Annotated in this window: 29 protein-coding genes and 3 pseudogenes; 20 read left to right on the forward strand and 12 right to left on the reverse strand. The window is 70.8% G+C overall.

Going from position 1 to position 25,293, the window contains the following annotated elements:
• Positions 1 to 67 precede the first annotated feature (67 nt).
• On the reverse strand, positions 68 to 1,045 hold the full coding sequence (locus ALI22I_RS15755) for a hypothetical protein (protein WP_077006235.1): 978 nt from the start codon (positions 1,043 to 1,045) through the stop codon (positions 68 to 70).
• Between the two features lie 287 nt (positions 1,046 to 1,332).
• On the opposite strand from ALI22I_RS15755, the gene ALI22I_RS15760 reads away from it, so the two are divergent.
• From ALI22I_RS15760 to ALI22I_RS15795, 8 genes are all read left to right on the forward strand, one after another.
• The gene (locus tag ALI22I_RS15760) at positions 1,333 to 2,919 is read left to right on the forward strand and encodes a thiamine pyrophosphate-binding protein (protein ID WP_077006236.1); all 1,587 of its coding nucleotides are present in this window, start codon (positions 1,333 to 1,335) and stop codon (positions 2,917 to 2,919) included.
• A 20-nt stretch (positions 2,920 to 2,939) separates the two neighbouring features.
• A complete protein-coding gene (locus ALI22I_RS15765; protein ID WP_143532228.1) occupies positions 2,940 to 3,449 on the forward strand; it encodes a DinB family protein in 510 nt (169 codons plus the stop codon).
• Positions 3,450 to 3,609: 160 nt separating this feature from the next.
• Complete coding sequence (locus ALI22I_RS49220; RefSeq protein ID WP_238598383.1) at positions 3,610 to 3,732, forward strand: beta-lactamase family protein; 123 nt, start codon at positions 3,610 to 3,612, stop codon at positions 3,730 to 3,732.
• 11 nt (positions 3,733 to 3,743) lie between these two features.
• Entirely contained in the window at positions 3,744 to 4,844 is a 1,101-nt protein-coding gene (locus ALI22I_RS15775) for a sensor histidine kinase (RefSeq protein WP_238598384.1), read from the forward strand.
• Positions 4,841 to 5,494, forward strand: coding sequence for a response regulator (locus ALI22I_RS15780; protein ID WP_077006238.1), 654 nt, complete (start codon positions 4,841 to 4,843; stop codon positions 5,492 to 5,494). The genes ALI22I_RS15775 and ALI22I_RS15780 overlap by 4 nt, the downstream gene beginning before the upstream one ends.
• 70 nt (positions 5,495 to 5,564) lie before the next feature.
• Positions 5,565 to 5,918, forward strand: a complete 354-nt coding sequence (locus ALI22I_RS53680) for a hypothetical protein (RefSeq protein WP_077006239.1) — start codon at positions 5,565 to 5,567, stop codon at positions 5,916 to 5,918.
• On the forward strand, positions 5,899 to 6,204 hold the full coding sequence (locus ALI22I_RS54680; RefSeq protein WP_274522973.1) for an FAD-dependent oxidoreductase: 306 nt from the start codon (positions 5,899 to 5,901) through the stop codon (positions 6,202 to 6,204). The genes ALI22I_RS53680 and ALI22I_RS54680 overlap by 20 nt, the downstream gene beginning before the upstream one ends.
• 85 nt (positions 6,205 to 6,289) lie before the next feature.
• On the forward strand, positions 6,290 to 7,138 hold the full coding sequence (locus tag ALI22I_RS15795; protein ID WP_077006240.1) for a S1 family peptidase: 849 nt from the start codon (positions 6,290 to 6,292) through the stop codon (positions 7,136 to 7,138).
• Here the strand turns inward: ALI22I_RS15795 and ALI22I_RS15800 are convergent.
• Entirely contained in the window at positions 7,135 to 8,412 is a 1,278-nt protein-coding gene (locus ALI22I_RS15800) for a PI-PLC domain-containing protein (RefSeq protein WP_077006241.1), read from the reverse strand. The two genes, ALI22I_RS15795 and ALI22I_RS15800, sit on opposite strands and share 4 nt — an antisense overlap.
• 90 nt (positions 8,413 to 8,502) lie before the next feature.
• Between ALI22I_RS15800 and ALI22I_RS15805 the strand changes: the two genes are divergently transcribed.
• Positions 8,503 to 8,922, forward strand: coding sequence for a CoA-binding protein (locus ALI22I_RS15805; RefSeq protein WP_077006242.1), 420 nt, complete (start codon positions 8,503 to 8,505; stop codon positions 8,920 to 8,922).
• Here the strand turns inward: ALI22I_RS15805 and ALI22I_RS15810 are convergent, their stop codons facing one another.
• Positions 8,923 to 10,110 carry an MFS transporter gene (locus tag ALI22I_RS15810; RefSeq protein ID WP_077006243.1) on the reverse strand — a complete coding sequence of 396 codons (1,188 nt, stop codon included), beginning with the start codon at positions 10,108 to 10,110 and terminating at the stop codon, positions 8,923 to 8,925. It abuts the gene before it with no gap.
• Positions 10,111 to 10,174: 64 nt separating this feature from the next.
• Between ALI22I_RS15810 and ALI22I_RS15815 the strand changes: the two genes are divergently transcribed.
• Positions 10,175 to 10,549: a MerR family transcriptional regulator gene (locus ALI22I_RS15815; RefSeq protein WP_077006330.1), complete on the forward strand. Its 375-nt coding sequence runs from the start codon at positions 10,175 to 10,177 to the stop codon at positions 10,547 to 10,549.
• Here the strand turns inward: ALI22I_RS15815 and ALI22I_RS15820 are convergent.
• Complete coding sequence (locus ALI22I_RS15820) at positions 10,524 to 10,907, reverse strand: RidA family protein (protein WP_077006244.1); 384 nt, start codon at positions 10,905 to 10,907, stop codon at positions 10,524 to 10,526. The two genes, ALI22I_RS15815 and ALI22I_RS15820, sit on opposite strands and share 26 nt — an antisense overlap.
• A 91-nt stretch (positions 10,908 to 10,998) precedes the next feature.
• On the opposite strand from ALI22I_RS15820, the gene ALI22I_RS15825 reads away from it, so the two are divergent.
• Together ALI22I_RS15825 and ALI22I_RS15830 are read left to right on the forward strand one after the other, a co-directional pair.
• Positions 10,999 to 11,799, forward strand: a complete 801-nt coding sequence (locus tag ALI22I_RS15825; protein WP_077006245.1) for an alpha/beta fold hydrolase — start codon at positions 10,999 to 11,001, stop codon at positions 11,797 to 11,799.
• A gap of 231 nt (positions 11,800 to 12,030) precedes the next feature.
• Positions 12,031 to 14,031 carry an NACHT domain-containing protein gene (locus tag ALI22I_RS15830; protein ID WP_077006246.1) on the forward strand — a complete coding sequence of 667 codons (2,001 nt, stop codon included), beginning with the start codon at positions 12,031 to 12,033 and terminating at the stop codon, positions 14,029 to 14,031.
• On the opposite strand, the gene ALI22I_RS15835 is transcribed toward ALI22I_RS15830, so the two are convergent.
• From ALI22I_RS15835 to recQ, 3 genes are all read right to left on the reverse strand, one after another.
• Positions 14,000 to 14,440 (reverse strand): DUF4175 domain-containing protein, encoded by a 441-nt coding sequence (locus ALI22I_RS15835; RefSeq protein ID WP_143532230.1) that lies wholly within the window; start codon positions 14,438 to 14,440, stop codon positions 14,000 to 14,002. The genes ALI22I_RS15830 and ALI22I_RS15835 overlap by 32 nt on opposite strands.
• A 78-nt stretch (positions 14,441 to 14,518) precedes the next feature.
• Entirely contained in the window at positions 14,519 to 15,304 is a 786-nt protein-coding gene (locus ALI22I_RS15840) for a pentapeptide repeat-containing protein (protein WP_077006247.1), read from the reverse strand.
• Positions 15,301 to 17,124, reverse strand: coding sequence for a DNA helicase RecQ (recQ, locus tag ALI22I_RS15845; protein WP_077006248.1), 1,824 nt, complete (start codon positions 17,122 to 17,124; stop codon positions 15,301 to 15,303). Before recQ ends, ALI22I_RS15840 begins: the two co-directional genes overlap by 4 nt.
• Positions 17,125 to 17,417: 293 nt before the next feature.
• On the opposite strand from recQ, the gene ALI22I_RS15850 reads away from it, so the two are divergent.
• Positions 17,418 to 17,963 carry an AAA family ATPase gene (locus tag ALI22I_RS15850; RefSeq protein ID WP_077006249.1) on the forward strand — a complete coding sequence of 182 codons (546 nt, stop codon included), beginning with the start codon at positions 17,418 to 17,420 and terminating at the stop codon, positions 17,961 to 17,963.
• A 79-nt stretch (positions 17,964 to 18,042) separates the two neighbouring features.
• Positions 18,043 to 18,231: pseudogene (locus ALI22I_RS15855) on the forward strand (AAA family ATPase); the annotation flags it as partial.
• 63 nt (positions 18,232 to 18,294) lie between these two features.
• On the opposite strand, the gene ALI22I_RS50850 reads toward ALI22I_RS15855, so the two are convergent.
• Positions 18,295 to 18,447, reverse strand: coding sequence for a hypothetical protein (locus tag ALI22I_RS50850; RefSeq protein ID WP_179118248.1), 153 nt, complete (start codon positions 18,445 to 18,447; stop codon positions 18,295 to 18,297).
• Positions 18,448 to 18,681: 234 nt separating this feature from the next.
• Here ALI22I_RS50850 and ALI22I_RS15860 point away from each other — a divergent pair, with 234 nt between their 5' ends.
• The 4 genes from ALI22I_RS15860 (at position 18,682) to ALI22I_RS50855 (ending at position 21,914) form a co-directional block, all read left to right on the forward strand.
• Positions 18,682 to 19,545: a transglutaminase-like domain-containing protein gene (locus ALI22I_RS15860; RefSeq protein ID WP_077006250.1), complete on the forward strand. Its 864-nt coding sequence runs from the start codon at positions 18,682 to 18,684 to the stop codon at positions 19,543 to 19,545.
• 668 nt (positions 19,546 to 20,213) lie between these two features.
• A complete protein-coding gene (locus tag ALI22I_RS15870) occupies positions 20,214 to 20,414 on the forward strand; it encodes a cold-shock protein (RefSeq protein ID WP_077006252.1) in 201 nt (66 codons plus the stop codon).
• A 253-nt stretch (positions 20,415 to 20,667) separates the two neighbouring features.
• Positions 20,668 to 21,570: an acyl-CoA desaturase gene (locus ALI22I_RS15875; RefSeq protein ID WP_077006253.1), complete on the forward strand. Its 903-nt coding sequence runs from the start codon at positions 20,668 to 20,670 to the stop codon at positions 21,568 to 21,570.
• Positions 21,571 to 21,746: 176 nt separating this feature from the next.
• Positions 21,747 to 21,914: an RGCVC family protein gene (locus tag ALI22I_RS50855; protein WP_179118249.1), complete on the forward strand. Its 168-nt coding sequence runs from the start codon at positions 21,747 to 21,749 to the stop codon at positions 21,912 to 21,914.
• A gap of 19 nt (positions 21,915 to 21,933) precedes the next feature.
• Here ALI22I_RS50855 and ALI22I_RS15880 read toward each other — a convergent pair whose 3' ends face one another.
• The 3 genes and pseudogenes from ALI22I_RS15880 to ALI22I_RS55590 all read right to left on the reverse strand — a co-directional run.
• Positions 21,934 to 22,350: a hypothetical protein gene (locus ALI22I_RS15880; RefSeq protein ID WP_077006254.1), complete on the reverse strand. Its 417-nt coding sequence runs from the start codon at positions 22,348 to 22,350 to the stop codon at positions 21,934 to 21,936.
• A complete protein-coding gene (locus ALI22I_RS50860; RefSeq protein WP_077006255.1) occupies positions 22,332 to 22,907 on the reverse strand; it encodes a cellulose binding domain-containing protein in 576 nt (191 codons plus the stop codon). The genes ALI22I_RS15880 and ALI22I_RS50860 overlap by 19 nt, the downstream gene beginning before the upstream one ends.
• Before the next feature lie 160 nt (positions 22,908 to 23,067).
• Positions 23,068 to 23,661 (reverse strand): annotated as a pseudogene (locus tag ALI22I_RS55590) (DUF6055 domain-containing protein); the annotation flags it as partial.
• Between the two features lie 332 nt (positions 23,662 to 23,993).
• Here ALI22I_RS55590 and ALI22I_RS50870 point away from each other — a divergent pair.
• Positions 23,994 to 24,122: pseudogene (locus tag ALI22I_RS50870) on the forward strand (aldo/keto reductase); the annotation flags it as partial.
• A gap of 33 nt (positions 24,123 to 24,155) precedes the next feature.
• Here the strand turns inward: ALI22I_RS50870 and ALI22I_RS15895 are convergent.
• Complete coding sequence (locus tag ALI22I_RS15895; RefSeq protein ID WP_338013493.1) at positions 24,156 to 24,596, reverse strand: RidA family protein; 441 nt, start codon at positions 24,594 to 24,596, stop codon at positions 24,156 to 24,158.
• A gap of 67 nt (positions 24,597 to 24,663) precedes the next feature.
• Between ALI22I_RS15895 and ALI22I_RS15900 the strand changes: the two genes are divergently transcribed.
• Positions 24,664 to 25,161, forward strand: coding sequence for a MarR family winged helix-turn-helix transcriptional regulator (locus tag ALI22I_RS15900; RefSeq protein WP_077006257.1), 498 nt, complete (start codon positions 24,664 to 24,666; stop codon positions 25,159 to 25,161).
• The last annotated feature ends 132 nt before the right edge of the window (positions 25,162 to 25,293 follow it).

Here is a 25,293-nt window from a genome sequence, read left to right on the forward strand (position 1 = left end):
CCACTCATGCGCGGGTGTTCCCCGATCGGGGGTGCCGGATCGTGGCCGCCCGGCACCCCCGATCGATTCACTTCACCGACTGCGGCGGCTCCCACCAGCCCGTCACGCCCTCCGGCCACTCGAACGCGGCCAGCGCGGGCTCGTGCGCCGGGTCCGGGCCCTCCACCTCGCGCAGGAACAGGTCGTACCAGCCGGTGGAGATGCCGAGGCCGCCGCCTGCACTGGGCACCTCCACCGAATCGGGCAGGCCGAACACGGGGTGCAGCAGCCGGTCGGCCACCGCCGGCACGCCCAGGCTCGTCGGCCACTCGACCCACCACCTGTCGCCCATGGCCAGTGCGCGCACCCACGGCGCGGCGCTGAACAGGTGGTAGCGGCGCAGCACGGCGCTGCCCACGCCCGTCGGGCGCGGCGTCTCCGCCAGGTGGTCGCGCTCGGCGGCGGTGAGCGGGCCGTCGATGAACGTACCGCCCAGGTTGCGGCCCTTGAGCAGGTTCCGCACGTACTTCAGGCCGTCCGCCCACGCCCGCTCGTCCACGCCCGCGAGGTGCACAGCCGGGGGGTTCACGGTTGCGTCGAGGCCGACCAGCCGCAGCTCCACCGAACGCGGGTGGTGGGTGACCCGCAGGCCGGGCGCGCCCGCCACCCACGACTCGTCGTAGCGCGGCAGCAGCTCGTAGAGCAGCGGGCCCAGGGCGTGTTCGGTGAGGTGCAGGCGGAGGTGCACGCCCGGCTCGACGGTGCGGAACGCGTGCGCCGGGCGCAGCATGCTCGCGGGCGGGCGCAGTTGCAGGTGCCCGGCGGCGTCCAGGCCCGCTTGCAGCACCACGCATTCGAGCGCGCGCTGGTCGTCGTCCTGCGCGTCGGGCAGGAAAAGGCCGCGCACGTCGGCCTTGCCCCGCAGGGCGTCGACCACGCGTTCGCGCCGGTCGTCGGGCAGGTCGTGCAGCACGGCTTTCACCGCGGGCACGGCCTGGGTGAGGTTTTCGCCGGTGTAGGTCCGGCGGAGGTCGACCAGCTGTTCGGTCAACGACGATCGCGCCATGGCAGTCCTCGCTCCCGCCGCCCGGCTCGGCGCAACAAGGACGCGAACACGCGTCGTCCAATGGTCGTCGGTACTGCTCCGTGAGCAGGGGTGCCCCCACCCCGCGGCGGATCACGCCACCCGGTTGCCGGGGAGTGGCTCCAGCCTCACGTCTGCTCACACACGCCGTTTCCGACGATAGCAAAGCGCGATACCCGGTTTCACGGACGTTTCTCCGCGGTCGTGCCGTTGGTGCAACCGGACGCGTGACGTTGCCGGGGCGGCCCCGCGTCCCTAGCGTCTGCCGCATGGTGAGCGGGGCGGAGCGGTTGCTGAGGGTGTTGGCCGCGCACGGCGTCGAGGTCGTGTTCGGGCTGCCCGGTGTGCACAACCTGCCCGTGTGGGAGGCGTTGCGGACCTCCGGGATCCGGCTGGTCGGCGTCCGGCACGAGCAGACGGCGGTGTACGCGGCCGACGGCTACGCCCGTGCCACCGGGCGGTTGGGTGTCGTGCTGGTGACCACCGGTCCGGGTGCGGCCAACTGCCTGGGCGCGACCGGCGAGGCGCACGCGTCCGGGACGCCGCTGCTGGTCATCGCCACCGACATCCCGTCGACGCTGCGCCGTCCCGGTGAGTACCGGGGCGTGCTGCACGAGACGCGTGACCAGCGGGCGATGTTCCTGCCCGTGGTGAAGGGCGGGTGGACGCTGCGCGCGGCCGAGTCGATCGGCATCTACGCCGACAGCGCCGCGCTGCTGGCCACCACCGCGCCGCAGGGGCCGGTCTACCTGGGCGTGCCGACCGACTTCCTCACCGCGGACGCCGGCGTGTGGAACCGGATCCCGACCCGCGCGCCGTCCGTGCCGGACGTGAGCGCGGGGGTCGGGTTGGTGGCCGAGGCCGGACGTCCGCTGATCTGGGCCGGTGGCGGGGCCGCGCGGTCGGGTGCGGGCGAGGCGGTGGCCGCGTTGGCCGAGCGGATCGGCGCGCCGATCGTCACCACGTACGGCGCGCGTGGGCTGGTCGACCACCCGCACGTGGTGCACGGACCCGTGCACCTGCCGGAGGTGGGCGCGCTGTGGGACGAGGCGGACCTGGTCATCGGGGTGGGCAGCGATTTCGACGGGATGATGACGCAGAACTGGCTCCAGCCCGCGCCGCGCCGGTTGCTGAACGTCAACGTTGAAACGATTCGGAACTACCCGCCGGACGTGACGTTGCGCGGTGACGCGCGGATCGTGGTGTCGGCGCTGGCCGAAGCGGTTCCCGCGCGGCCGGACGCCGGGGTCGCCGCGCGCGTCGCCGAGCTGAACGACCTGGTGCGCAAGGCGGTGGAGGCCGACGAGCCGCGGGCGGTGCCGTTGCTGGAGGCGTTGGAGGGTCACCGGGTGGTGGCCGACATGTGCGTGGCCGGGTACTGGGTCGGCGGGTTCGGCCGGATCACCCGACCGCGCGCGCTGGCTTACCCGGTCGGGTGGGGCACGCTCGGTTTCGGGTTCCCGGCCGCTCTGGGCGCGGCGCTGACCGGGCGGGTGGTCGCGGTCTGCGGTGACGGCGGGTTCCTGTTCGCGTGCGGTGACCTGGCGACCGCCGCGCAGGAGCAGCTGCCGGTGACGGTGGTGCTGGTGGACGACGGCGGGTACGGGATGTTGCGGCACGACCAGGTGCGGGCCGGGCACGAGCCGTTCGGGGTGGACCTGCGGTCGCCGGACTTCGTCGCGCTGGCCGGGAGCTTCGGCGTGGAAGCGTCCGCTGTGGACGGTTTCGGCGAGGCGTTCCGCGCGCGACTGGGCGAGTACGTGCGGCGCTCGGGGCCCAACGTCCTGGTCGTGCGGGCGACGGCGCTGAAGCCGCCGGTCAACACGTCGCCGCGCTGGTACCGCAAGACGTCCTAGGGTGTCGTAGGGTGCCGAACATGAGTTCGAACGAACGCGTGTGGCCCGCAGCGGACGCTCACGACGAGCTGCTGTTGATGACCGATTTCCTGACCTTCCTGCGGCTGACCGCCGTGTTGAAGGTGGAGGGTTTGAGCTGGGCGGACGCCTCGGCCACGCCCATCCCGACGTCGCCGGTGGTGAGCGCGCTCGGCGTGCTGCGGCACCTGACCGCGGTGGAGCGGTGGTGGCTGTCGATCGAGGCGGGCGGCGTGGAGCTGCCGTCGCTGTGGGGCGAGGACGCGGACGCGTCGTGGCTGCTTCACGAGGGCGACACGGTGGAGTCGGTGATCGCCGAGTACCGCGCCGAGTGGGCCCGGTCCGAGGACGCGCTCAAAGGCCTGGGCCCGGACGACCGGACCCGCGGCGACCACGAAGGCAACGGCCGCACGGTGCGCTGGGTGCTCGCGCACTTGGTGCAGGAAACCGGCAGACACGTCGGCCACCTGGATTTCCTGCGCGAACTGGCGGACGGCGAGAAGGGCGAGTAGCGACACCCCTGACGAAGGTCAGGGGTGGGGGGTGTCGTTCGGGTCCTGTGCCGGGGTCCGGGGATTTCTAGCGTGACCGACGTCGACCGGACGATCGGGGTGCGCTGTGCGGCAGGACAGGTGTTGGCGGCGAATTGTGCTGGTTGCGGTGGTGGCGTTGATGCCGGTGGCTTCGGTGAGCAAGGCGTTCACCGCGCTCGCCGTGATGCGGTTGGTGGAGGCGGGACGGGTGGTGTTGGACGTGCCCTCGCCGACGGCGTCGCACCTGGTCGCGGCACGGTAGCGTCGGGGACCGTGAGGCGTTCCGAAGGCGGCTGGTCGCGGAAGTCGCCCGTCCCGCCGTGGGCGCTGACGTCGCTCGGCGCGCTGCTGGCAGTGGTCGCCTTCGCCCACGAGGAACTCGGGGGGTGGGCTCTGGCCGGTGCGCTGTCGGCGCCGGTCGTGGCCGTGGCGCTGCTCGCGAAGGCTCCGCCGGTCTCGCTCGGTGTGTGCGCGGCCACGGCGGTGACGATGGCACTGGCCGTGCACGACAGCGTTCCCCCGTGGAGCGCGGCGCTCGGTGTGGCGCTGTGCGTGATCAGCTTCCTGGCCGGTCGTGGCCCATCGGGCTCCGCTTCCGTGATGGCGGTGTTCGCGGCGGGGGCGGTTCTGGTGGTCCTGCTCGTCCTGGTCGAGGCGGAGGCGGGGGCCACCGGGCTGCTGTTGTTGGTGCTGGTCGTGGTGCTCCCCTGGTTCCTCGGCCGTTCCGTCCGTCAGCAGACCGAACTGGCCGCGGCAGCAGCCGAGCGGGTCCACTTGCGGGAGCGCGCTCGCATCGCCCACGACATGCACGACTCGCTCGGACACGAGCTGAGCCTGCTGGCACTGCGCGCCGGAGCGCTGGAGATCGCCCCTGACTTCGACGAGCGGCACCGGGCCGCGGTGGCGCAGTTGCGCGACGCGGCCGGAGCGGCCACCGAGCGGCTGACCGACATCATCGCCGTGCTGCGCGACGGCGAGCCCGCACCGCTGCACCCGGTCCCCGAACACGTCGGAGACCTCGTCGAGCGGGCAGCGCAGGCCGGTCTGGCGGTCTCGCTGGAGTGGAGCGGTCCGCAGCTGTTGCCGCCCTTGGTCGATCAGGCCGTCCACGGTGTCGTGCGCGAGGCGTTGACCAATGCCGTGAAGCACGCGGCCGGTTCCGCGGTCCAGGTGCGGGTGGTGAACGCGGACGCCGCGACCGTCGTCACGGTGACCAACACCCTGCCACCAAGACCGCGGCGAGGCGCCGGGGGACGCGTCGGCCTGGTCGCGCTGCGGGATCGCATCCGGTCGGTCGGCGGCACGCTCGACATCAGCCGCCACGACCACACCTTCGAGGTCGTGGCCGTGCTGCCGCACGAGGGGAAGCCGTGATCCGGGTACTGCTCGCCGACGACGAGGCCATGATCCGCGCCGGAGTGCGGGCCATCCTCTCCACCGACCCCGACATCACGGTGGTCGCCGAGGCCGGTGACGGCCGGGAAGCCGTCGAACTCACCCTCGCCCACCGCCCCGACGTCGCCCTGCTCGACATCCGCATGCCCCACGTCGACGGTCTCGCCGCCGCCGCCGAGATCACCCGCGTGACGCCCGCCGTCGCCGTGGCGATCCTGACCACCTTCGGCGACGACGCCTACGTGACCCGGGCGCTCGACGGTGGCGCCCTGGGCTTCCTGCTCAAGTCCGGTGATCCGCGCGAGTTGCTCGCGGGCGTCCACGCGGTGGCCGGCGGCGGCGCCTACCTCGCGCCGCGCGTGGCCGCACGGGTGATCACCACGCTGCGCTCCACCGGCCTGAGCCGCGCGACCACCGCACGTGCCCGCACCGACTCGCTGACCGGACGGGAACGGGACGTGCTGGCCCTGCTCGGCGCCGGTCTGTCCAACGCCCGGATCGCCCGCCGGCTCGGCCTCGTCGAAGGCACCGTCAAGGGCCACGTCAGCGCCATCCTCACCCGACTCGACCTGGACAACCGCGTCCAAGCGGCGATCCTCGCCCACGAGGCCGGTCTCATCGCGGATTGACCCTCCCGCACAACCATCGACTCTTGGCACCCGGCTGCGCGCCGACCACGCTGGGGACACGCCGACCTACGTGTCCACCAACCCCGCCGACCTCGCCGATGTCGTCACCCGTGTCGACCTCGTCGGCGCCGAGGAGTTCGTCGCCGCCGAGGCCGCCGTGGTCGGCGATCCGTTCGACGACGTCCTGTACGGGCCGATGATGGACGAGAAGTTCGCGCTGGGCTTCGAGAAGCACCGCGGCTGGATTCGCGACCACCACACCGTGCACGGCTCCACCGCGACCGGCCGGATCACGAATGCCCACCCGCGCAAGGGTTTCCTGGGCGACCCGGAGCGCGGCCTGTTCTACCACTCCGGGTCGTTGCAGAAGGCGCAGATGGACACCGCCGCCGTCGAGGCCGATCTTGACTTCCGGCTCCCCTGACCGGGCGTCCGTCGTCATCGTCGGCGGCGGGGTGATGGGGGTGAGCGCGGCGTTCCACCTGGCCGAGGCCGGTGTGCGGGACGTGGTGCTGGTGGAGCGGGACGCGCTCGGGTCCGGCCGTTTCCTCTACGCCACGGGGTTTTCCGGGCACGGGTTCATGCAGGGGCCCGCGGTCGGGGAGGTGCTGCGCGATCTGGTCCTGGGTCGTGAGCCGGTGGTGGACGTGTCCGCACTGGACGTATCGCGGTTCGGCGCGGAACTCCGACCCGAGCTGAACATCGTGTGAGGCGAAACGGGCGGCGGGCTGGGCGATAACGCTTGCGGGTGAACGGGGATGCGCCGTTCGGCGGCGGCTGATTGGATCAACATCCATGCGCCACTTGGTAGCCGTGCTCGCCTCCGTGCTCGTGCTGTCCCTGCCCGCCACACCCGCCTCCGCCACGCCCGTCTCCGCCGCGCTCGCACCCGCGCCCACCCGTGTCGACGTCGACTTCACCGGGATCGTGTCGTTGAACGGCTGCTCGGGGTCGGTGGTCCGACCACCGGAGCACTCGCCGTCCGACCCGGCGCTGGTGATGACCAACGGGCACTGCGTGCGGTTCATGGGCGCCGACGAGGTGGCGGTGGACGAGCCGGTGGACCGGCAGTTCACCCTGCTCGACAAGGACGGCGACGGCTCGCTCGGCACGCTGCGCGCGTCCCGGCTGGCCTACGCGACGATGTCGGGCACCGACGTCGCGCTCTACCGGCTGACCTCGACCTACGCCCAGGTCGAGGCGATGGGCACGCGGGTGCTGGAGCTGTCGCCGGAGCACCCAAAGGCCGGTATCGAGATCCGCGTGGTGTCCGGGTACTGGCGCCGGATCTACTCCTGCCGCGTGCACGGTTTCGTGCACGAGCTGCGGGAGGACCGGTGGACCTGGCACGACTCGGTGCGCTACACCAGGCCGTGCGACAGCAGGGGCGGCTCGTCCGGCTCGCCGGTGCTGGACGTGGACACCGGCAAGGTGGTGGCGGTGAACAACACCGGCAACGAGAACGGCGAGCGGTGCACGCACAACAACCCGTGCGAGGTCGACGCGAACGGCGAGGTGACCGTGCGCGAGGGCATCCGGTACGGGCAGCAGACCCACCAGATCGTGCCCTGCCTGACCGGGGGCGGCCGGGTCGACCTGACCGCCTCCGGTTGCGGACTGCCGCGTCCTCAGGACAACCACTAGTTAAACCGTTCGCCGGACAGGGTCTGGACCGCCGCCATCGGGTTGCCCAGGTGGTAGTGGTCCACGGCCAGGTACGTCGGGGTCTTGCGGGCGGCGGGCTCGCAGAACCGGCGGGCCCGGTCGGCGAGCTTGCCGTTGTCGGTGGTCGCGGTGCCGGTGACGGGCACGTCCCGGAAGTGGTTCATCACGAACAGCGGCCGGAAACCGGGCTCGGTGCGGTTGAGCGGCGTGCTCCAGCGGCTGTAGCAGGACCAGTCCGAGCCGCCCACGCCCGAGCCCATCGACCAGTAGTTCTCCACCGTCCACTCCGGCTGGTACATCACGCCGAAGCTGTCGCGCGGCACCGCGTCACCCGACCGGCCGTGATCGGTGAAGATCATCAGGCGTTTGCCGTTGGCCCGCAGGGTGTTCAGCGTCGGCCAGCCGTTGGTCCGCACGCCCGCCTTGTCGGGGCGGAACAGCAGGTTCGCCAGGCCGTTGACCCGGCCGAGCTCGGACCGCAGCAGCTCGGCGGGGACGTAGTCCTCCAGGAAGACCGTGACGAACTCGTTCGGGTTGCGGTTGAGGAAGTCCACGATCCGCTGCACGTCCACCCACAGCGCCACCGGGCGGCTGACCCACGTGCAGCTGTTGTGGCACAGGATCGCGCCGTCCGGGGTCTGGTGGATGTCGAGTTGGAACCCGCGCACACCGTCGTTGAGCTGCTGTTCGATCCCGCGCGCCTGGTTGGGGGCGAGGTTGACGAACGGTGGGGCGAAGCCGCCGTCCACGCCGTTGGCGTAGGCGTTGTGCGCGGTGAGGAAGGTGACCTGGTCCAGCCGCCGCTCACCCTCCGCCGGCACGGGCACTCGTTGGGGTGACACCGGGGTGAGGTACCAGCGGTCGGCGCCGGTGCCGATCCGCACCTGGTCGGTGCCGGACGCGATCAGGTAGCGGTCGGCGCCGGGGACCTTGAGCCGGTGGCGGTCGCCGTCGGGCAGCACGTCCCACTGGGCGTCGGCGCTGTCGCAGGACAGCACCACCGCCTGGTCGCCCTGACGGCCCAGGCACTGGGTGCCTTCGCGCAGGGTGCGGCCGGTGAGGGTCCACTGCTGGCGGTCCTCGTTGCCCTTGGGCCGGCGTTGGAGCACGGACGTGCCCGAGACGCCGGCGTTCAGGCCGGTGGTGACGCTTTGCAGGTAGTAGACGCCGTCGGCGGCTTGTGCGGACGCGGGTGCCGCGGCTGACAGGGAGGCGACGAGCGTGACGATCAGGGCCGATCGGGTGGCGCGCATCAAGAAGTCCTCTCGAAGGCTCCGCGGCGGCGGACATCGCACAGGGTAAACGCGAAAGACCTTCAGGTCAGCCCGCTCTAGGCTGGTGGCATGACCGAACCCTGGGGTGACCCCGAGAAGATCCGCCGGATTCTGGCCGACGGCCGGACCTGGGCCGTCGTCGGCCTGGCCGACCACCCGCACCGCGCCGCCTACCGCGTGGCGAAGTTCCTCCAGGAGCGGGGCAAGCGGATCGTGCCCGTGCACCCGGACGCCGCGACCGTGCACGGCGAGCAGGGCTACCCGACGCTGGCCGACATCCCGTTCCCGGTGGACGTGGTGGACGTGTTCCGCCGCTCCGAGGCGGCGGGCGAGTTCGCCGACGAGGCGGTGAAGATCGGCGCGAAGGCGGTGTGGTTCCAACTCGACGTGATCGACGAGGAGGCCTACGAGCGGGCGACGGCGGCCGGGCTGGACATGGTCATGGACCGCTGCCCGGCCATCGAGTGGTCGGGACTCGGCCCGCGCTGATCACCGCCGGACCGCCGGGAACCCGTGGACGCGGGCGGCGATCACCACGACCAGGACCGGCGCCAGGAGCACGAGCGCGCTCCACGGCAGTGACACCGCGCCGAACCGGCCGAGCAGGAGGCCGCCCGCGACACCGCCGCCCGCCATGGCCGCGTTCCACAGCGTGACCAGCAGGGCCTGCGCGGTGTCGGCGGCCTCGCCGGCCGCGTCACCGACGGCGGTCTGCAGGAGCGTCGGCACGCCGCCGAACCCCAGGCCCCACAACGCCGCGGCGACGTAGACCAGGGTCGTGGTGGTGGCCAGCACCGTGACGGCCACCGCGAAGAGGACGGCCGCGGCGATCGTGAGCACGCGCAGTCGGCGGTCGATGTGCGCGCCCACCACCCAGATGCCCACCACCGACGCCACGCCGAACACCAGCAGCACCACGTCGATCTCGCCGGCCAAGCCGAGTCGGGCCAGGAACGCGGCGATGTAGGTGTAGAGGATCGTGTGCGCCAGCACGAACACCAGCGTGACGACCAGGACCGGCGCCACGCCCGGGACGGCGAGCGTCCGCACGATCGGGACCCGGCCGCCGCGCGGCTGCCCCGGGTGGTCCGGCACCACCGCCACCACCCACCCGACCAGTGCCACGGCGAGCCCGGTCATCACCCAGAACGCGGCACGCCAGCCGACCACGCCGCCGAGGAACGTGCCCGCGGGCACGCCGAGCGACAACGCGAGCGGGATACCCGCCATGACGACCGCGACCGCCTTGCCGCGCAGGTGCTCGGGCGCGATCCGGCGGGCGTACCCGGCCAGCAGCGCCCACACCAGGCCCGCGGCCACGCCGGCGACGAACCGGGCGACCAGGGTCAGCGGGAAATCGGCGGACACCGCCGTGACCGTGTTGGCGATCGCGAACCCCGCCACGCCGGCCAGCAGCAAACGCTTGCGCCGCCACGTCGACGTGACCGCGGACAGCGGGATCGCGGCCACCGCCGTCCCGATCGCGTAGACCGTGACCAGTTGACCGGTCGCGGACTCGCTCACGTCCAAGCCGGCGCTCATCCCGGGCAGCACGCCGGCCGGTAGCGCCTCGGTGAGCACGGTGATGAACGCGGCGGTGGCCAGCGCGGCCAACGGTCGCAGGGGAAGCCTTGCCGTGTCCGGTGCGGCCGGGTTTCGGGTTGCCGTGTTTCGCATGACCGTATGCTCAAACCATCACACAAGTGTGAAGGTCTACTCGTTCGGACGTGAGGTCGGGCACATGCGCATCGGAGAGCTGTCGGAGCGCACTGAGACGCCGCGCCGGTTGCTGCGTTACTACGAAGAGCAGGGCCTGATCGTGTCGAACCGGTGCGCGAACGGGTACCGCGATTACGACGAGGCCACCGTGGACCGGGTCGTCCAGATCCGGGGACTGCTCGACGCGGGCCTGCCCACCCGGATCATCAAGCAGATCCTGCCGTGCCTGGACAAGCCGCGGGCCATCCACTTCCCGGACGCCACGCCGGAGATGATCGCCACCCTGGAGCACGAGCGCGACCGGATGACCCGGCGCATCACGTGCCTGGCCCGCAACCGGGACGCGATCTCGGAGTACCTGGAGGCCGTCGTCAACGGGCCTGGCGCCGGGCGGTGACCTCGATCTCGATCCGCATCCTCGAGTCGGCCAGGCCGCACTCCAGCATCGTCGCGGCCGGGCGGACCTCGCCGAACACCGCGCGCAACGCGGGCCAGCACGGCTCGAAGTCCTTGGCGTCGGGCAGGTAGTACGTCACCCGCACGACGTCGGCGAACGTGCACTCCGCCTCGGTCAGCGCGGCGCCGATGTTGGCCAGGCACTGCTCGGCCTGCGCGACCACGTCGTCGGAGATGGTCATGGTGGCGTAGTCGAAGCCGGTGGTGCCGGAGACGTGCACCCAGTCGCCGTCGACCACGGCCCGCGCGTAGCCGATCTGCTCTTCGAACGTCGAACCGGACAGGATCACTCGCCTCATGGCGTCACCCTAACGGCCGAACCTCGGTACTTCGCAGCGGTTTCCGCGCGGTGATGGCGATCGGCCGCACGCGGTCAGTAGCCTGCGGGCCATGCCGGTCGTCGCGCTCAACGGGATCAACCTCAGCTACCAGGTCGACGGCGAGGGCGATCTCGTCGTCATGGTGATGGGCACCGGTAGCCCGGGGCGGGTGTGGCAGGCGCACCAGGCGCCCGCGCTGCGCGCCGCCGGGTTCCGGGTGGCCACCGTCGACAACCGGGGCATCCCGCCGACGGACGAGTGCGCGTCCGGGATGGTGATCGGGGACCTGGTCGGCGACACCGCCGCGCTGATCGAATCGCTCGGCGGGCGGGCGCACGTGGTCGGCACGTCCCTGGGCGCGCGGGTGACGCAGGAACTCGCCCTGGCCCGGCCGGACCTGGTGTCGAAGGCCGTGCTGATGGCGACGACGGGCCGCAACGACGCCGTGCAGACCGCGTGGTCGCGCGGTGAGCGGGAGCTGCACGACCAGGGCATCACGCTGCCGGAACGCTACTTCGCCGCGGTGAACGCGGTGCTCAACCTGTCGCCCGCGACGCTGCGCGACCCGGTGGGTGTGCGGGACTGGCTGGACATCTTCGAGCTCACCGGTTCCGCCGTGAGCAAGGGTGTGCGGGCGCAGATGGAGATGAACGAGTTCGAGAACCGCCTCGACGCGTACCGCGCGATCACCGTGCCGTGCCTGGTGATCGGTTTCGCCGACGACCGCGTGCTGCCCGCGTACCTGGCCCGCGAGGTGGCCGACGTCATTCCCGGCGCGCGGTACGAGGAGGTGGCCGACGCGGGCCACTTCGGCTTCCTCGAACAGCCGGCCGCCGTCAACCGCCTGCTGGTGGACTTCCTCGCGGACTGAACCGAGCGGGTCGGTCGTCCGTGCTGATCCCGTGGAGCGACAACCCGTACCGCGTGCCCGCGTACCTCCAGGGCCCCGTGGGGTCTTCTCGCGCCACCAACGTGCCCACCGGCGCGCCCGGCGCCGTGCCCGGGGACGTGGCCACCGACCGTGACCGATCGACCACGGGAACCTGCCTACCACACGGCTGCGAACGCCGTTACCGTCGATCGCACCTGGTGGAAGGAGCACATGGACGCGAGACGGCTCGCCCGCACCTCCCGCCTGATCGCCCTGATCGCGGTGGGTGGCGTGACGTGTCTCGTGCTCGTCCCCGTCGCGATCAACAGCGTCACCGGCGGGTCGGCGCCGCGCGTGCTCGGCCCGTACGCGCAGTGGCTGTGGCCGTCGCTGGCCGTGCTGTCCGCCCTGACCGTGTCCCTCGCGGCGTGGGAACCGCTGAGCGCGCTCCTCGTGCGACGACGTCCCACGCACCCGGCCAACCGGAGGGCGGCGCTGGACCGGGTGGAGCGGTTCGTGCGGGCGCGGGTGGACGGGTCGTTGGCCGAGCAGGTGCGGCTGAAGCTCGGTGTCGCGCCTCGGGTCGGGCCGCGCCTGCCGACGCGCATCCGCAACCCGCTGGTCGTGACGGGCGAGCCGGGCGCGGGCAAGACGACGTTGCTGCTGGAACTGGCCGAGAACCTGCTGGCCCGGGCTCGTCACGACCCCGGCCGGCCGGTGCCGGTGGTGGTGGACCTCGGCGGGTGGCGGCGGGACGAGGATTTCGGCGAGTGGCTGCTCCACTCGCTCGCCGAGCGGTACCGGATCGGGGTGCGGGTCGGGCGGACGTGGCTGCGTGAGCGGAACCTCGTGCTGCTGTTCGACGGGCTGGACGAACTGCCCGGCCCGGACCGGGTCGAGTGCCTCGCGTGGATCACCGCGCTGAACCTGCCGCAGGTCGTGCTGTGCAGCGCGGGCGACGAGCACGAACGCCTGCCGCGTTACGACGTCGTCCACGTGGAACCGTTGCAGCGGGGTGAAGTCCTCGACCTGATCGCCGCGTGCGGCCCACGTCTGGACGGTCTGCACGACGCGTTGGACAAGAACCCGGACCTGTGGGACGAGGTGTCCACGCCACTCGCGTTCGGGCTGCTGGCGTTGGCCTACCGGGCCGGGCGCGCGGAGTACCGGGGTGTGTTGGACACCTATGTGGTGGAGTCGGCGGCGCGTGTCCCGATGCGTCCGGAACGGACGGTGCGCGCGCTGCGGTTCCTGGCGCGGATCGCCCGGCGCAACCGCGACCTCCAGGCACGGCAACGGTTGCCCGCGCGGGACGTGTGGCTGGACTTCGTCGGCCAGGACGTGGTGTGGCGGCTGTTCCAACGTGCCGCGCCGGGTGCGTTGGCGGGTGCGGCGGCCGCGTTGTGCTTCGTGGTGGGTGTGCGGCTGGGTCTGGTGACGGCCGCCGTCGCCGCCGTGGCCACGATCGCCGTGCCGCGCAGCACGTTCACGGTGGCGCGGGGTGATCCGCGACGGGGGAAGCGTTGGGCCGTAATGGGTTTCGCGGCGGGGGCACTAGTCGCCGGCTGCGTGGCGACGCTCGGCGGCGCGCTCGGCGCGCAGGTCGCCCGGTGGCCGACGGCCGCCGTGTACGGGCTGGTGGTCGTGATCGCACTGCTCGTCGCCTACGGCAACACACGTGACCGGTACTGGGCGGTGGCGTGCACGCTGGTGCCGGCCGGGGCGATGGTGGTGACGGGGCCGACACCGGATCTGCCGATCGGTCTGGGCATCGGCCTGGCCACGGGTGCGTTGGTCGGGGTGTTCGTCGGCGGTCTGTCCGGCGTGTGGTCCGGTCTGCGCGTCAGACCTGCCACCGGCCTGCGCTGGCTGCCCGCCGCGGGCGTGGTCGGTGTCGGCCTCGCCGCGCTCGCCGGTGCGATCGTGGGTCCCTCGATGCTGGGCGCGGTGACCGGTCTCCTGCTCGGCCTGGCCGTCACGCCGATCGCTCACCGACCGTTCGACGCGGTCGCCGAACTGCTGGCCAGACCGCTCGCGCTGGACGAATTCCCGTTACGCCGCAAGGCAATCCTCCAGTCCGCCCGCGACCGGGTACTGCTGGTGGACGAACTCCGTTTCCCGCACAGCCTGGTCCGCGACCACCTGGCCGAGTGCGACCCGGCACAACTGACGACGAACGTCGAGACCAGACGAACCGCCCTCAAGCCCACCGCGTCCGACCCCACGGCTTGAACACCGACAACACCGTGTTGAACGTGTAGAGCGTCAACGACACACACGACGCCACCAGAACATCCGCCCCCGCCGCCCCCACCACCCCATCCGCCGCCTCATGCAGTCCCGAGCGCAGTGAGAACGTCGTAGCAACCACCGCAACAACAGTCAGCACAAACTTCACCAACACCCACCGATACTTCACCAGCCCCCACTTCGTCCCCAACGACAACACCACGCCGGTGCCCAACGCGGTCAACGCCAGCGGCAACACGACAAGGTCCCCAAGCAGCGACATCGCCTCATAAAGCTGCGGCGCATCAAACGCCGCCAACGCCAGCACCAACATGCCAACGGTGACCCCAAGCCACCCCACAGACGACACAACGTGCAACACCAGCCACAACTTCCGCACCTTCGGCTTCATGCCGCACAGCGTCCCCGTCCCCACCCCGTCACCACGTCCCCCCGACAGCGACTCCCCCACCTACGCCTGACGACGTAGTCAGTGCCAGTGGGCCGGGTGGGTCAGGGATGTGGGGAGCTTGGTGGCGCGATCCCCCTTGGCGGCGTCGAGTTGGGCTTGGGTGAGGAAGAAGCTGCCGGTCAGGTCGGCGCCGGACAGGTTTGCGCCGCGTAGGTCGGCGCCGATGAAGTCCACCAGGCGGAGGTCCGCGCCCTTGAGGTTGGTGCCGATGAGGTACGCCCCGCGCAGGTTGGACGCCCGCATGGTGGCGCCCTTCAGGTCCTTGCCGATCAGGTCCGCGCCACGGCGGTTCTTGCCCTTGCCGCGCACCAGTTCGCTCGCCCGCAGCAGCACGGCGTTCGCCTGTTCCCAGTACGGTCCGACGTCCAACGCCAGCAGTTCCTCGGGCGAGCCGGCGGTGAGCGCCTCGATCGTCGTCTTCAGGTCGCGGGCCGCCGGGTGCAGTGCGCGGGCGGGTGCCAGGTCGAGCACCTCGGTCAGGTACCAGAGCAGTTCGTGCAGCTGGCGCATCACCGGGAAGACGTCGAACATGGTCGCGGCCGACGCCGGGTCGTCGCGCCAGCTCGTGCCGCCGAACGTCACCTGCGCCACCTGCTGGCCCGCGCCGAAGCAGTCGTACACCGTGCAGCCGGTGAAACCGGTGTCCCGCAACTTGGTGTGGATGCCGCAGCGGAAGTCACCGGCCAGGTTGGGGCACGGCGTCCGGGCGGGTTTGTCGATCGCGAAGTCGACCGACTTGGCGAACGCGGGCACCACGCAGCACAGGGCGAAGCAGCGGGTGCAGTCGGCGCGGAGGTCGTTCATGCGCTCAACGTGTCCGCGCTCAACGTGTCGAGGATCTGCTGCCCGTACTTGGCCAGCTTGTTCTCGCCGACCCCGTTGACCGTGCTCAGCTCGGAGAGCGTCGTCGGCACGGACGAGGCGATCTGCTTCAACGTCGCGTCGTTGAAGATGATGTAGGGCGGGACGCCCTGCTCCCTCGCCTGCGTCGTCCGCCACGCACGCAGCCGCTCGAACACCGGCGTGGCCTCGGCGGACAGCTCCACTTGCGGCGCCGCGCCCTTGGCGGTCTTCGCGACCTTGACCTTGGCCAGGCGCTCCGGCTCACGCCGCATCAGCACCTTGCGGCCCTGGAACAGCACCTCGTCGCTGCCGGGCGTGACGACGAGCGTCGAGTACTCGCCCTCCACCGCGATCAGGCCCTGCGCCAGCAGCTGCCGGACCACACCTCGCCAACCGCTCTCGTTCAGCTCCGTGCCGATGCCGAACACCTTGAGCTGGTCGTGGTCGTGCTGGATGACCTTCGCGGTCTTGCGGCCGAGCAGGATGTCGATCGTCTGCCCCGCACCGAACTTCTGCCGCCGCTCGTTGCGCAGCCGCACCACCGTGGACAGCACCTTCTGCGCGGCGACGGTGCCGTCCCACGTCTCCGGCGGGACCAGGCACGTGTCGCAGTTGCCGCACGGCGTGCCGGACTGGCCGAAGTACTCCAGCAGCTGCACGCGGCGGCACTTGACCGTCTCGCACAGCGCGAGCATCGCGTCGAGGTGCGCCATGAGCTTGCGGCGGTGCTGCTGGTCGCCCTCGGAGTCGTCGATCATCTTCCGCTGCTGGACGACGTCCTGCAGGCCGTAGGCCAGCCACGCGGTGGCCGGTAGCCCGTCGCGGCCCGCGCGGCCCGTCTCCTGGTAGTAGCCCTCCACGGACTTCGGCAGGTCGAGGTGCGCGACGAACCGGACGTCCGGCTTGTCGATGCCCATGCCGAAGGCGATGGTGGCGACCATCACCAGGCCGTCCTCGCGCAGGAACCGGGACTGGTTGCGCGCGCGGGTGCCCGTGTCCAGGCCCGCGTGGTAGGGCAGCGCCGGGATGCCGTTCTGGGTGAGGAATTCGGCGGTCTTCTCCACCGAGTTGCGGGACAGGCAGTAGACGATGCCCGCGTCACCCTTGTGCTCGCTGCGCAGCAGTTCCAGCAGCTGCTTCTTCGGCTCGTTCTTGGGCACGATCCGGTACTGGATGTTCGGCCGGTCGAAGCTGGCCACGAAGTGCTTGGCGTCGCCGAGCCGGAGGCGTTCGGCGATCTCGGCGTGGGTGGCCCGGGTGGCGGTCGCGGTGAGCGCGATGCGCGGCACCTCCGGCCACCGCTCGTGCAGGTGAGACAGGGCCAGGTACTCGGGCCGGAAGTCGTGGCCCCACTGCGAGACGCAGTGCGCCTCGTCGATGGCGAACAGGGCGATCTTGCCGCGCTCCAGCAGCCGGGTGGTCTGCTCGGTGCGCAGGCGTTCCGGGGCGAGGTAGAGCAGGTCCAGCTCACCGGCCAGGAACTCGGCCTCGACCAGGGCGCGCTCGTCGGGGAACTGGGTGGAGTTGAGGAACCCGGCGCGCACGCCGAGGTCGCGCAGGGCGTCCACCTGGTCCTGCATCAACGCGATCAACGGCGAGATGACGACACCGGTGCCCTCGCGCACCAGGGAGGGGATCTGGTAGCACAGCGACTTCCCGCCCCCGGTCGGCATGAGCACCAGCGCATCGCCGCCCGCGATGACGTGGTCGACGATGTCCTGCTGGTCCCCACGGAAGGACTCGTACCCGAAAATCCTTCGCAGCACCTCTCGCGAAGCCATCGCGCGATCCTAACGGACCCCTCCGACACTCCCCGCCGTGCCAGGTCCAGGGATGCCTGACCGGATCACGCGACACGGCGGCGTGGACGGGTGGTGATGGCTGGCACGGGGTGTGTTCTGTCCGGGAGAAGATGACGGTGTTCGGGGTAGTTGACGGAGGTAGTGGCGGAGTTCGGGGTTAGGTGACGGGGTGGTGAGCGGGGCACGGGACGGGGTCCGAACAACTCGAACTGCCTGATGTCCTTGCCGGATGAAGGTGGCGGTGTCGCGGACTACCCGGATACTTTGCGACGGTGATCATCTGGCTCAACGGCGGGTTCGCAGCGGGAAAGACGACGCTGGCACAGGAGCTGCACCGGCGGCTCCCGGACGCGCTCGTGTACAACCCCGAGGACGTCGGCCTCATGCTGTGGAAGTGGATGCAGCCCAACGACGACTTCCAGGACCTGCCGAGCTGGCGGGAGCTGGTCGTCGCGACGGCGCTGTCGCTGCGCAGGCACCACGCGCACACGCTCATCGTGCCGATGTCGCTGGTCCGCGACGCCTACCGGGCGGAGATCCTCGGCGGCCTGGCCGACGCGGGCGAGGAAGTCCTGCACGTCTTCCTGGAGGCGGACGCCGACGTGCTGAGGGAGCGGCTCAGCGCCCGTACGCCGGTCCCTGGCGATCCGGAGTCGGGCCAGTCGGCCCTCGAATGGGCCCTGAGCCGTATGGATCCGGCCGCCGGCGCCCGCCAGCCGGACGGGACAGTCGTGTTGCGCTCGGACCGGCTCACCCCGGCCGAACTGGCCGACGAGGTGCTGGCCGCAGGCCAGCAGCGCTTCGATTCCGCCAAGTAGACCCGGACGACTCGCCGAGCGGAGCGTCCGGACCTACCTGACGGGCTGCACGTCAGCGACTCAACCTTCCGCCGAGTTCCGCCGGCAGGTGCTGTCGTTCGGGGTGAGCGAGCACCGGGGCAACGAGCTGGTGACGTTCCTGCCGCGGCCCGCGCTCGACGCCGACGACGTGGTCCTGCCGGACGGGGTGCTGGACTCGATCGAGCAGCACGTGGTCGGCATCGCCGAGCACTCGGAACGGCTGCTCGCGGCCGGTCAGCACCTCAAGGGGTTGCAGCGGAGCCCGTGACCAGTGGTGGTCACGGGCTCCGCCGAGCGTCCTCGGGCTGCGTCAGGCCGTTCCGCCGGTGTTCTGCGGCGGCACGTCGACCGGCTCCTGGAACAGGTCGGTGTACGACCGCTGCTCCTCCCGGCGCGCACCGCTCGCGTTCTCCGTCCGGTCCGTGTCCGGGTGGCTGAACAGCTCGTTGAACTTGGTTGACATGTGTTTCCGACTTTCTTCGCATCCGGTGCGTGCTCACGGCCGGCGATGCCGGACCGGAGATCCCCGCACGACGCGAGGGTGTTCGGGTTCAAAGAATGAGAAATGCCCCGATGCCGCCACGGTACACGCCGTGGTGCCGTGGGCGCCACAGCGATAGGGTGGGCGTGTCGGACGCAACCGACTTCCGACGAACTTCAGTCCGGTCTGGTCCAGATCGAGGACGGGAGCACCGACATGGCGTCGGGTGCTGATGGCAACGGCGGTCCGCGCGCGGACCGCAGGTTCCTGCGGATCGGGTGCGATTTCACCTACCGGGCCGAGGTGGACACGTCCACCGTGTTCCAGGTGCGGCCGGTCCGGGATCAACACGTGCGGGTGACCAACGAACGGCTGTCGGTCGAGCCGGACGTCACCATGCGCCACTACGTGGACCTGTACGGCAACCTGTGCTCGCGCGTCGTGCTGCCCAGCGGTCTGTCCACAATGCACTACAGCGCGCTGGCCGAAGTGCCCGACGCGACGGAGGAAGCCGACGAGGACGCGCCGGAGAACGCGCCCGACGACCTCTCCGACGACGTGCTGCACTACACGCTGCCCAGCCGCTACTGCCTGCCCGACGTGCTCGCCGACGAGGCGTGGCAGCGGTTCGGCGGGCACCCGCCCGGCTACCGCCGGGTGCAGGCGATCTGCGAGCACGTCAACCAGCACCTGACCTTCGACTACGGCGGCTCCACCGCGCTGTCCACGGCCGCCGACGTCAACAAGTCGGGCGTGGGCGTCTGCCGCGATTACGCGCACCTGGCGATCTCGTTCTGCCGTGCGCTCAACATCCCGGCCCGGTACGTCTTCGGCTACCTGCCGGAGCTGGACGTGCCATCGGACGGCGCGCAGATGGACTTCGCGGCCTGGGCGGAAGTCCGGTTGGGCGACCGCTGGTGGACGTTCGACCCGCGCAACAACGCCCGCCGCAAGGGCCGGGTCGTGATCGGGCGCGGCCGGGACGCCGCCGATGTCGCGATGGCCACCACGTTCGGCGGACCGGCGTTGGAGTCGATGGTCGTGCACGCCGAGGAGGACTTCGCCTCCGCACGCCGGTGACCCGCCAGGGCGTCGGGTATCGCACCCTCCACTGAGGACTTCCAGCGGCGGCCACGGTTGTGCGGCCACGCTACGGCTCGTCCACCTCCGCGGAGCTGCCATATCCTGGGACTCCGGTGGAGGTGACCGGGCATGGGCGATGACCGGCTGCTGGAGGCGTTCGTCGAGTTGGCGGACACCCTGGTCGACGAGGCCGATGCGGCTGCGCGGTGACGTGATCGGGGCGCTCAACCTGTTCCGCGTCGACGCGGGCGAGCTGTCCGACACGGCGGCGCGCACCCCGCGGGCCCGGCGTGGACATGGAGGCCGCCTTCGCCGTGCTCCGCGGGTACGCGCGCCGGAACAACCTCAAGCTCAGCGAGGTCGCCGTCGCCGTCACCAGCGGTGCGGGGGCACGACCTGTTCCGCACCGCGCGGCGCTCCTCCGACGGAGCCTCCGTACACCCGAACGGGTGACGTGCGGCACTCCGTGGAACTAATCGGCCGCCCACCGGGTTGTACGGAGTGGTCGTCAATTTTGTGTCCGTGTTTCCAGAAGTTTCGCGGGAATGATGTTGCGGACGAAGTTCTTCCTTTGCCTTGCAGGACAAGCTGGAGAAGTCGTCGTCTGAAATCCGACCCGGAGCCGCGATCAGCGGCGCCGCCTCCAGCACTGTCAAGGAGAAAACATGACCCAGGGCACCGTGAAGTGGTTCAACGCGGAGAAGGGCTTCGGCTTCCTCTCCCGTGAGGACGGCCCGGACGTCTTCGTGCACTACTCCGAGATCGAGGGCGCCGGCTTCCGCAGCCTCGAGGAGAACCAGCGCGTCGAGTTCGACGTCAACCAGGGCCCCAAGGGCCCGCAGGCTGTCGGCGTCCGCGCCCTCTAGAACCGCCCGACCCCTCCCCCGACTTGCTCCTACCAGCGTAAACGCTGACGGAGACTCGGAAAACCGGCGCCCCTCGATCCCGCTTGAGGCCGAGGGGCGTCGGCGTTCGTCGCACCTGATCCGCACAACTGCACACCGATCGCCCGAGACCCCGGCGGCGGAGACCCGGTCACCGCACACGCACGGAGGTTCGCTCGTGAGCGAAGCAGTACGCACCACTCCCCCGCCCGTTCCCCGCACCGCGCCGGAACCGATGCTGGCGGGCGAGAAGTCCTCGACCCAGGTGTTCCTGGTCAAACTCTTCGTGGTCGTCCCGGCCCTCGCCCTGGCCGCGGCCGTCCCGCTCGCCTGGGGATGGGGTCTCGGGTGGCTCGACATCGGCCTGGCCCTGTCCTTCTACACGTTCACGTGCCTGGGAGTGACGGTCGGCTTCCACCGCTACTTCACCCACGGCGCGTTCACCGCCAACCGCGGTCTGCGGATCGCGCTCGCCGTCACCGGCAGCATGGCCATGCAGGGCCCGATCACCGACTGGGTCGCCGACCACCGCCGGCACCACGCCTACGCCGACCGCGACGGCGACCCGCACTCCCCGTGGCGCTTCGGCACGTCGGCCGGCGCGCTGGCCAAGGGCTTCTGGCACGCGCACCTGGGTTGGCTGTTCGAACGGGAGCGGACGAACGCGGCGCGCTTCGCGCCCGACCTGCTGTCGGACGCGGATATCAGCCGGGTGAACCGCTGGTTCCCCGCCCTGACCGTGGTGACGCTCGTGTCGCCCGCCGTCATCGGCGGCCTGGCCACTTGGAGCTGGTGGGGCGCGCTCACCGCGTTCTTCTGGGCGGGCCTGGTCCGCGTCGCCGTCCTGCACCACGTCACGTGGTCGGTGAACTCCATCTGCCACATGATCGGCGACCGCCCGTTCACCGCCAGGGACAAGTCGGCCAACTTCTGGCCGCTGGCGATCGCCTCCATGGGCGAGTCCTGGCACAACTCCCACCACGCCGATCCGACCTGCGCCCGCCACGGCGTGCGCCGCGGCCAGATCGACATCTCGGCCCGCCTCATCCGGGTCTTCGAAAAGCTCGGTTGGGCCACCAAGGTCCGCTGGGCCAGGCCGGAACACCTGGCCCGCAAACTCAAGGCCAACGCGGCCTGACCACCTGACCGCGTGTACGGTGGGTGGCGGCGGGAACCGTTCGAGCAACCGTGTTGCCGGTTTCCCGACGCCATCTCGCATCGCCCGTGGGCGGGACCGCTCAGTCCGGCGATGACACTCCGCGCCGGCCGTCAGGTCGATCGACGTGCTTCGTGCGTGCGGACAGGACAGATCCGATGAACCAAGGCATGCCGACGATCGAGCCGAACGTCACCACCCTGGAAGTCGAGACGCCGGCGTGCGCCGTGTGCCCGCACCCGTGGGCCACGCACGACCGGATCGCGATGCGCTTCTGCACCGCGACCACCACCGAGAACCACAGCCGGGGATGCGTCTGCCGATGACCTCCTCGCGAAGAGGGGATCACCAGGCGGGGCGGCTCTGGTAGGCCGTTTCCCGCTCCTCTTCCTCCACCCGCGCCCCGCGCCGGACAACGCGGGGCGCGACGGCGGTGACGGGCTCCTGCGGAGGTTCGTCACCGAACAGCCGCCGGTCCTCCGCCAGCACCCGGTCCAGCAGCTTCGTGTCGCCGATCCGGCCCTTGCCGGAGAGCGGGCCCGCCTCGAAGTCGCCGTCCTTCTCGCCGTGCTCGACGTCGACGTGCCCGTCCTTCCCCCACTCGCGTTCGTGCAGGTCGATGCCGACCTTCTCGGCGACCTCGCCGACCATGTCGGTGAGCAGGCGCTTGGACTCGCTGCCGGACTTGTTCTCGTACGAACGCGGCGCGCGAGTATCCCCGCGCGCCGCGTCGACACGTGTGCCTACTGGGCCGTGGTGCAACTCAGGGTCGGCGTGGTGGCGGTACCCGTGCTGATGTAGCCGAACGTGGTGCCTGCTCCGGCGCCCAGCGTGCCGTTCCAGGTCACGTTGCGGGCCGTCGTGACACCGCCGTTGGCGGTGACGGTGGCGTTCCACGCCTGGGTGACCGACTGACCGGCCGGCGGTGTCCAGGTGACGGTCCAGTTGGTGATCGGCGACGCGCCGGCGCGCACGGTGATCTCGGCTTGGAAGCCGTCCTGCCACTGGCTGGTCACCTGCTGGGTGGCCGTGCACCGGCCGGCCGGCGGCGCTGTGGTCGTGGTGGTCGTGGTCGTGGTGGTCGGCGTCGTGGTGGTCGGCGGTTGGCCGCCGTCGGTGATGGCCAGTTCCTCGTCGGTGAAGGTGCCGTGCGGCGGGTTGACGTCGGCCTCGCCGCCGCCACCGTCGCAGCCTCGTTCGGGTCTGAACATCAGGTAGGTGCCGGAACCGCAGGCGATCGACGGCTCGGCGTCGCCGCCCACGACGACGTTGCCGGAGAGGTTGGCGCCGCCCTGCACGATGGCGTTGCCCTTGACCACCGCGTTGCCGCCGACCCTGGCGCCGTTGTTGACCCAGGCCAGGTCTTCGATGCGGGCGTTGTCGGCGACCGTGCTGCGGCCGTAGACGGCGGCCCGCGGCCCGACGTAGGCGGTGGCCGCCGGCCGCGGTCTTCGGGTAGACCTGCATCGCCATGAACTCGGCGCTGGTCTCCCAGAACGTGCCCGCCGACGCGTCGGTGAACCCGTACCCGCTGCGGCCGAGGAAGGTGTAGTTCTGGAAGACGTGCGCGAGTTCGTGCGCCAGTCCCCACGAACCGGGCAGGGCGGCACCGGGCGCGATGTTGATGACGCCGACCCTGCCGTCGACCGACCCGCCCGTCGCCCACGCGTCCAGCGGCGCGTTCGACCAGGTGGTCGTGATGATCACGTTGATCTTGTGCTGGGCGAGCAGTCCCGTCTCCGGGGTGAACTGCATGGTGTTGACGTAGAAGGAGTACAGCGTCTCAAGCTGGCTGAGCACGTTGTCGGGGTCGAAGTTGTACGGCGACGGCGCGGACCGCGGGTCGGTGCCCGAGCGGTCGCCCCAGAGCAGGATGAAGTTGGCCGACTCCTTGGTGCGCTCACGGACCCACGGCACTTCGCCGGTGCGCGCCCACCGTTCCGGGATGTAGGTGGTCTTGGCCGCGGCGGAGGCGGGTGTGCCGGGCAGGGGAACCAGCACGAGGGCCAGACCCAGGGCGAGCAGGCAGGCGACGAGCGTTGCCCGGTGCCCCCGGCGGATCGCAGTTCTCACGGTGCCTTCTCCGTTCGATCACGTCGTCGAGCTCGTGCGGGAGACGTGCGTCCACAAAGGCAAAGGACGCATACGGTAGTAGTCCACACGGGACACAGATCGACGGTGTCGCGAACGACAGCGACACACCCGTCGAAGGTGGATCGCCTACCGGGGGTCTCTTCGGGACGGGACAGCGGAGAAAGCACCGGCGTCGTCGCCGGCCGGTGACGCCATTGTCATCGCGAACCTCCCGCGCCGGCACCCGGTCGCCCTCCGGGCCGGCGCAGTGGCCACTGCGACAGCCGAAAATGCTTTCGGCAATCCCGTGCCTCAGTCCGGAAGCCCTTGCGCGACGTGGCGCAGTTCGTCACCCGGCGCAGCCGGCCCCGGCGTGGCTACTGCGCCGTTCGCCGGTGGTGCTACCGGTCCCCGGCACGTCTTCGGTGGCGCACCTGGAGGAGAACATGGCCGCCGCGAACCGCCGACAGTCGCGTCTGAGCCGAGGTCACGACTCAGACGCGACTGATGGCGGTAACGCGGATCTCGACGCGCATCTTCGGCGCCCCGAGGGCCGGAACGCCGGTCTCGGTCCAGATGGGTGCGCGGTCGCCCATGCGCTTGCGGAACTGCTCCACCATGACCCGGTTGTGGACTTCTCCGATGAAGTCGGCGGATTCGGGGATGTGGTAGGAGTTCACGGCGATGACGTCACGCCAGGTGGCGCCGGCCGAGGCGAGGGTTCGTTCGACGTTGTCGAAGGCCTGAACGATCTCGTCTTCCAGGGCCTCGGGGAAGTTCCAGTCGTCGTCCCACCCTCCCTGACCCGAGGTCTCGACGCGGTCGCCGATTCGAACCGCCTGGTTGTAGTGCATCTTGACCAGTTGCGACTCGCCGTACCCCGGGGTGGCGAAGAACTCCGGCTCACTCATGATCATCCCATCGGTTGACTTCACGCTTGAAGTTAAGCTACCACGATGTCACTTCATGCTTGAAGTCCTCATGGCTCGGTATGGTGCGCCCATGGCCACAGCGACCCCGGACCCCGGCGCACACACCCCGGACGAGACGCTGTGGCTCACCGCCACCGAGAAGGAAGCCTGGACCGGGCTGGTCTCGCTGGTCCTGCTGCTGCCGGGGCGGCTGGAGTCCCCGCTGCAGCACGAAGCCGGCTTGACCCTCTTCGAGTACCTGACCCTCAGCCACATCTCGGAGGCCCCGGACCGCCGCCTGCGGATGAGCGAACTCGCCTACCTGGCCAACGGCTCCCTCTCACGCCTGTCCAACGTCGTCAAGCGGTTCGAGCAACGAGGCTGGGTGGAGCGTTCACCCGATCCCGCCGACGGCCGCTACACGATCGTCACCCTCACCGAGACCGGCTACGACGTGGTGGTCGCCGCCGCACCCGTCCATGTGCGCACAGTCCGGCAGTTCGTGCTCGACCCGCTCACCGCCACCGACCAGCAAGCACTTGCCCGCATCGCCGCCAAACTGCGCGTGCGGCCCGCCGACCTGGCCTAGCCCGTGCCGCTCGACGACGGTCGCCACCGCCCGCTCCACGCCCGCCCGAGGACGGCGGGCGTGATTGCAGAAACGAGAGCCCTCCTTCCCGGGCGGGGCTCTCGTCATATCCAGTTCTCGCGCTGGGTTCCT

The organism is Saccharothrix sp. ALI-22-I (assembly GCF_001984175.1).
GTDB lineage: Bacteria > Actinomycetota > Actinomycetes > Mycobacteriales > Pseudonocardiaceae > Actinosynnema.

Bases quoted from the DNA above. Each gene is read 5' to 3' on its own strand.
- ALI22I_RS15820 (WP_077006244.1), bottom strand. From the start codon at position 10,907: ATGAGGCGAGTGATCCTGTCCGGTTCGACGTTCGAAGAGCAGATCGGC.
- ALI22I_RS15805 (WP_077006242.1), top strand. From the start codon at position 8,503: ATGACCGAACCCTGGGGTGACCCCGAGAAGATCCGCCGGATTCTGGCC.
- ALI22I_RS15815 (WP_077006330.1), top strand. From the start codon at position 10,175: ATGCGCATCGGAGAGCTGTCGGAGCGCACTGAGACGCCGCGCCGGTTG.
- ALI22I_RS15825 (WP_077006245.1), top strand. From the start codon at position 10,999: ATGCCGGTCGTCGCGCTCAACGGGATCAACCTCAGCTACCAGGTCGAC.
- ALI22I_RS15835 (WP_143532230.1), bottom strand. From the start codon at position 14,440: ATGAAGCCGAAGGTGCGGAAGTTGTGGCTGGTGTTGCACGTTGTGTCG.
- ALI22I_RS15810 (WP_077006243.1), bottom strand. From the start codon at position 10,110: ATGCGAAACACGGCAACCCGAAACCCGGCCGCACCGGACACGGCAAGG.
- ALI22I_RS15765 (WP_143532228.1), top strand. From the start codon at position 2,940: ATGAGTTCGAACGAACGCGTGTGGCCCGCAGCGGACGCTCACGACGAG.
- ALI22I_RS15800 (WP_077006241.1), bottom strand. From the start codon at position 8,412: ATGCGCGCCACCCGATCGGCCCTGATCGTCACGCTCGTCGCCTCCCTG.
- ALI22I_RS15900 (WP_077006257.1), top strand. From the start codon at position 24,664: ATGGCCACAGCGACCCCGGACCCCGGCGCACACACCCCGGACGAGACG.
- ALI22I_RS15875 (WP_077006253.1), top strand. From the start codon at position 20,668: ATGCTGGCGGGCGAGAAGTCCTCGACCCAGGTGTTCCTGGTCAAACTC.
- ALI22I_RS15870 (WP_077006252.1), top strand. From the start codon at position 20,214: ATGACCCAGGGCACCGTGAAGTGGTTCAACGCGGAGAAGGGCTTCGGC.
- recQ (WP_077006248.1), bottom strand. From the start codon at position 17,124: ATGGCTTCGCGAGAGGTGCTGCGAAGGATTTTCGGGTACGAGTCCTTC.
- ALI22I_RS50855 (WP_179118249.1), top strand. From the start codon at position 21,747: ATGAACCAAGGCATGCCGACGATCGAGCCGAACGTCACCACCCTGGAA.
- ALI22I_RS15830 (WP_077006246.1), top strand. From the start codon at position 12,031: ATGGACGCGAGACGGCTCGCCCGCACCTCCCGCCTGATCGCCCTGATC.
- ALI22I_RS15760 (WP_077006236.1), top strand. From the start codon at position 1,333: ATGGTGAGCGGGGCGGAGCGGTTGCTGAGGGTGTTGGCCGCGCACGGC.
- ALI22I_RS15840 (WP_077006247.1), bottom strand. From the start codon at position 15,304: ATGAACGACCTCCGCGCCGACTGCACCCGCTGCTTCGCCCTGTGCTGC.
- ALI22I_RS49220 (WP_238598383.1), top strand. From the start codon at position 3,610: ATGCCGGTGGCTTCGGTGAGCAAGGCGTTCACCGCGCTCGCCGTGATG.
- ALI22I_RS15860 (WP_077006250.1), top strand. From the start codon at position 18,682: ATGGCGTCGGGTGCTGATGGCAACGGCGGTCCGCGCGCGGACCGCAGG.
- ALI22I_RS15795 (WP_077006240.1), top strand. From the start codon at position 6,290: ATGCGCCACTTGGTAGCCGTGCTCGCCTCCGTGCTCGTGCTGTCCCTG.
- ALI22I_RS50850 (WP_179118248.1), bottom strand. From the start codon at position 18,447: ATGTCAACCAAGTTCAACGAGCTGTTCAGCCACCCGGACACGGACCGG.
- ALI22I_RS15755 (WP_077006235.1), bottom strand. From the start codon at position 1,045: ATGGCGCGATCGTCGTTGACCGAACAGCTGGTCGACCTCCGCCGGACC.